This window comes from Pseudoalteromonas sp. TAE56 (assembly GCF_000497955.1).
Taxonomy (GTDB): Bacteria; Pseudomonadota; Gammaproteobacteria; order Enterobacterales; family Alteromonadaceae; genus Pseudoalteromonas.
This window is the reverse complement of sequence record NZ_AUTN01000146.1, coordinates 1-4,738: the sequence shown is the minus strand read 5'-3', so window position 1 is coordinate 4,738 and position 4,738 is coordinate 1. Positions and strand designations below refer to the sequence as shown.

4 protein-coding genes and 5 tRNA genes are annotated in these 4,738 nt (G+C 41.3%); all 9 read left to right on the top strand.

Annotation, left to right across the window (positions count from 1 at the left end; translation table 11 throughout):
* The coding region (locus tag L656_RS0118820; RefSeq protein ID WP_024600340.1) for a DHHA1 domain-containing protein at positions 1–589 on the top strand (589 nt) is incomplete at its 5' end.
* Positions 590–732: 143 nt separating this feature from the next.
* Positions 733–1,831, top strand: a protein-coding gene (prfB, locus tag L656_RS0118810) for a peptide chain release factor 2 (RefSeq protein ID WP_139016071.1) whose coding sequence is annotated in 2 segments (ribosomal slippage) — positions 733–807 and positions 809–1,831 — 1,098 coding nt in all. Because the reading frame shifts where the segments join, the coding sequence is not laid out codon by codon here.
* A gap of 26 nt (positions 1,832–1,857) precedes the next feature.
* On the top strand, positions 1,858–3,393 hold the full coding sequence (lysS, locus tag L656_RS0118805; RefSeq protein WP_024597675.1) for a lysine--tRNA ligase: 1,536 nt from the start codon (positions 1,858–1,860) through the stop codon (positions 3,391–3,393).
* A gap of 323 nt (positions 3,394–3,716) precedes the next feature.
* Positions 3,717–3,899, top strand: a complete 183-nt coding sequence (locus L656_RS0118800; protein WP_024597674.1) for a hypothetical protein — start codon at positions 3,717–3,719, stop codon at positions 3,897–3,899.
* A 128-nt stretch (positions 3,900–4,027) separates the two neighbouring features.
* A tRNA-Ser gene (locus L656_RS0118795) sits at positions 4,028–4,120 on the top strand.
* A gap of 38 nt (positions 4,121–4,158) precedes the next feature.
* Positions 4,159–4,235, top strand: a tRNA-Arg gene (locus tag L656_RS0118790).
* A gap of 74 nt (positions 4,236–4,309) precedes the next feature.
* Positions 4,310–4,386: transfer RNA gene (locus L656_RS0118785), tRNA-Arg, on the top strand.
* A 79-nt stretch (positions 4,387–4,465) separates the two neighbouring features.
* Positions 4,466–4,542, top strand: a tRNA-Arg gene (locus tag L656_RS0118780).
* A gap of 115 nt (positions 4,543–4,657) precedes the next feature.
* Positions 4,658–4,734 (top strand) — tRNA-Arg (locus L656_RS0118775).
* Positions 4,735–4,738 lie beyond the last annotated feature (4 nt).

Here is a 4,738-nt window from a genome sequence, read left to right as displayed (position 1 = left end):
CCGCCCTACCGTTATATTCGCTGGTGGCGAAAATGGTGAAATAAAAGGCTCGTGCCGCTCTATTGAAGGGCTACACATGCGCGATTTACTCGAAGGACTTAATACCGCCGACCCGCATTTAATTAATAAATTTGGTGGTCACGCAATGGCCGCCGGTTTAAGTATTAACGAGCAACACTTTAACGACTTTAAAAAAGCGTTTGATGCCGCAGTTAGCGCGCAACTAAGTGAAGAAAGTAAACGCTGCATTGTGTTTACCGACGGCGAGCTGCCAAACGACTGCTTTACAATGGATTTTGCCCAGCTATTAAAGCAATCGGGCCCGTGGGGTCAGCAATTTCCTGAGCCGGTGTTTGAGCATACCTTTGAAGTAATACAGCAGCGCATAGTAGGCGAAAAGCATTTAAAGCTCGTGTTAAAGCACCAATCTGGTCGATTAGTTGACGCCATTGCTTTTGGTATTGATGTAAAAGAGTGGCCAGATACTGAGGCGAAGTTTGTAAAAGTAGCGTATCAGCTCGATATAAATGAGTTTAGAGGTAAATTTACGCTGCAATTAATAGTTAGAGAGCTTGAAAAAGTGCATTAAAAAATATGTAATATCATGCATAAAATGCTAATAAAGCGCGCGGTTTTTTGTTAAAATCGGGCGTTTTTATCATTTGACGATAATTTATTGCGAAAATCCCATTTAAAGGGGCGCAATTACCTAGCCATTTTGGAGTGATGTACATGTTTGAAGTGAATCCTGTGATTAATCAAATCAAGGAAATTCGCGAACGTACTGAATTGCTTCGGGGGTACCTTTGACTACGCTCTTAAACAAGAACGCTTAGAAGAAGTTAACGCCGAGCTTGAAGATTCAGCCGTATGGAATGAGCCTGAACGCGCACAAGCGCTTGGCCGTGAAAAATCAGCATTAGAAGCGGTTGTTGAAACAATCGATAACCTAGTAGCCGGTACTGACGACGTTGAAGGCTTACTTGAGCTAGCTGTAGAAGCTGAAGATGAAGATACCTTTGTTGAAGCGCAAACTGAGCTTGCTGATTTAAACGGACAGTTAGAAGGTTTAGAGTTTCGTCGTATGTTTTCGGGTCCTCATGACTCAAACGATGCTTACCTTGATTTACAATCAGGTTCTGGCGGTACTGAAGCACAAGACTGGTGTAACATTTTACTTCGTATGTATTTACGTTGGGGCGAGGCTAAAGGCTTTAAAGTTGAGCTAGTTGAAGCGACCGACGGTGATGTTGCCGGTATTAAAGGCGCAACTGTCCGCTTTGTTGGCGAATACGCTTACGGTTGGCTACGTACCGAAACTGGTGTGCACCGTTTAGTACGTAAAAGCCCATTTGACTCAAGTGGTCGTCGTCATACTTCATTTGCTTCTGCGTTTGTATACCCAGAAGTTGACGATAACATTGAAATTGATATGAATCCGTCAGACCTGCGTATAGACGTTTACCGTGCATCGGGCGCGGGTGGTCAGCACGTTAACACCACCGAATCGGCGGTTCGTATTACTCACGTACCAACAAATACGGTAGTGCAGTGTCAAAATGAGCGTTCGCAGCATAAAAATAAAGCCCAAGCGATGAAGCAGTTAAAAGCTAAATTATTTGAGCTTGAGCTACAACAGCAAAATGCTGAAAAACAAACGCAAGAAGACGCTAAATCTGATATTGGTTGGGGTAGTCAAATTCGTTCATACGTACTTGATGACGCACGCATTAAAGATTTACGTACAGGCGTTGAAAACCGTAATACCCAATCGGTACTTGACGGTAACTTAGATAAATTTATTGAAGCCAGCCTTAAATCTGGCCTATAACCACCAAGCTAATAAAGAGCTAAAAAATGACTGATAAAATCCAAGACGAAAACAAGTTAATCGCTGAGCGTCGCGGCAAGTTAGACGCTATACGCGAAAATTGCCCAGCCAACGGTCATCCAAACCAATTCCGTCGTGAGCATTACACGGCTGATTTGCAAGCCCAGTTTGGTGATAAAAGCAAAGAAGAATTAGTAGAAATGCAAGAAGTTGTGTCTATTGCTGGCCGTATTTTAGCAAAGCGTGGACCATTTTTTGTAATTCAAGACATGAAAGGTCGCGTACAAGCGTATGCATCTAAAGATGTTCAAAAAGATCTTAAAGAAAAATATGGTCAACTAGACACTGGCGATATTATTGGTGTTAAAGGCGCGCTAAATAAATCAGGTAAAGGCGATTTATACGTAGAAATGACTGAGTACCAATTATTAACTAAGTCACTTCGTCCGTTACCTGAAAAATTCCATGGCTTATCAGATCAAGAAACAAAGTACCGCCAACGTTACGTTGATTTAATTACTAACGAAGCAACGCGCGAAACATTCCGCATTCGTTCACAAGTAGTTGAAGGCATTCGTCGCTTTTTAGCAGACCGTGACTTTATGGAAGTAGAAACACCAATGCTACAGGTTATACCTGGCGGTGCATCTGCGCGTCCGTTTGTAACTCACCATAATGCGCTTGATATCGACATGTACTTACGTATAGCGCCTGAGCTTTACTTAAAGCGCTTAGTGGTAGGTGGTTTTGACCGTGTATTCGAAATTAACCGTAACTTCCGTAACGAAGGGTTATCTACGCGTCACAATCCAGAATTCACAATGATTGAATTTTACCAAGCATACGCTGATTACATCGATTTGATGAACATCACTGAAGACATGTTACGTACGGTTGCAGAAAACGTACTAGGTAGTGCAGTTGTAGTTAATACAACTAAAGACGAAAACGGCGAAGTAATTGACTCAGTTGAATACGACTTTGGCCAACCGTTTACACGTTTAAGCATGGCGGACGCAATTTTAAAATATAACCCTGAGTTTGATGCTGCGGTATTTAACGACCCAGAAAACCACTTTGACGAATTAAAAGCGTACGCTAAACAAGTGCACGTTAAAATTCCTGAAAACTGTGTTTGGGGCCCAGGTAAGTTCTTGTGTGAAATATTTGAAGAAACAGCAGAACACATGCTTATTCAACCTACGTTTATTACTGGCTACCCGTGGGAAGTTTCTCCACTTGCACGGCGTAACGACGAAAATGCATTTGTTACCGACCGTTTTGAATTTTTTGTTGGCGGTCGTGAACTTGCAAATGGTTTCTCTGAGCTTAACGATGCACAAGACCAAGCAGAGCGCTTTACACGCCAAGTTGAAGAGAAAGACGCAGGCGATGATGAAGCAATGCATTACGATGAAGACTACATACGCGCACTTGAGTACGGCTTACCGCCAACTGCAGGTGAAGGTATTGGTATTGACCGTTTAGTAATGTTGTTTACTGACTCATCTACAATTAAAGACGTTATTTTGTTCCCGCATATGCGCCCGCAAGCTGACTAAGCTTTGAGTAGAGCAAAGTAAGTTAATAAACGCCGCTTAATAGCGGCGTTTTTTTATTTTGTATTAGTATTTTAATTAATAAGTACTACACTAAAAATTAAATGTAGTTATTAGTGCTGGTTAATGTGCAATTCAGCTTCACTAATTTATTGTTATTGGCAGTTTTTAATATTAAAACTAACAGTGCTATAACTTTTTAGTATGATTGTTTTTTAAACATATGTTGTATTTATGTAAAGGTTTTAGCTAGAATACGCACGAAATTTACACTGCTTGGTATTTAGCAGTTAAGTATAGATTCTTAAAGGACTTAGAATAATAGTATGAAAGACAAACGAGTAGATGATTTTTCAGAAGAGGGCACATCAGAGCAAGAACGAAATGCTTATTACCGTGCTTGTATTGCTGAATTTCAACAGTTAGGTTACCAAGAACAGTATTTGGCTCAGTTAACTGATGACTTAGTTCCCGTGCTAGGTGTTAATCCTTCAAATAAAAACGCGTAACCCGCTTAAATTTCAAACTAATTACACTTTTAAACCAAGCATATGTGCAATCTATAACCATATAATCGTTTTTGGTAGAAAAGTGTTTGACATATTTTCTGAAATCTTTATTATACGCCCCACAAGACGGAGAGGTGTCCGAGTGGCCGAAGGAGCTCCCCTGCTAAGGGAGTATAGAGTTTGTAGCTCTATCGAGGGTTCGAATCCCTCCCTCTCCACCATTTCTTTTAATGGCGTGTTTTGTAAAGTTTTAAAGTATGGGTGCATAGCTCAGCTGGATAGAGTACTCGGCTACGAACCGAGCGGTCGGAGGTTCGAATCCTCCTGCGCCCACCATACTTTAATAACTCTGCTTAGAGTCTAAATAAGCAAAAACTCTACTTAGAGTTTAAATAAGTAAACTATAAAGTGGGTGCATAGCTCAGCTGGATAGAGTACTCGGCTACGAACCGAGCGGTCGGAGGTTCGAATCCTCCTGCGCCCACCACTTTATAAACTCTCACTTAGAGTATAAATAAGTAAAACTCTCACTTAGAGTAAAAACAAGTAATAGTAAAAATGAAAGTGGGTGCATAGCTCAGCTGGATAGAGTACTCGGCTACGAACCGAGCGGTCGGAGGTTCGAATCCTCCTGCGCCCACCACTTTCATATTTTCATACACTTTTAAGTGTAAGAAAAATAAACCGATGGAAATCGGTTTTTTTATGTCTGAATTTATACGCTCTGCTTAGAGTTTAAATAAGCAATCTATGAAAGTGGGTGCATAGCTCAGCTGGATAGAGTACTCGGCTACGAACCGAGCGGTCGGAGGTTCGAATCCTCCTGCGCCCACCACTTT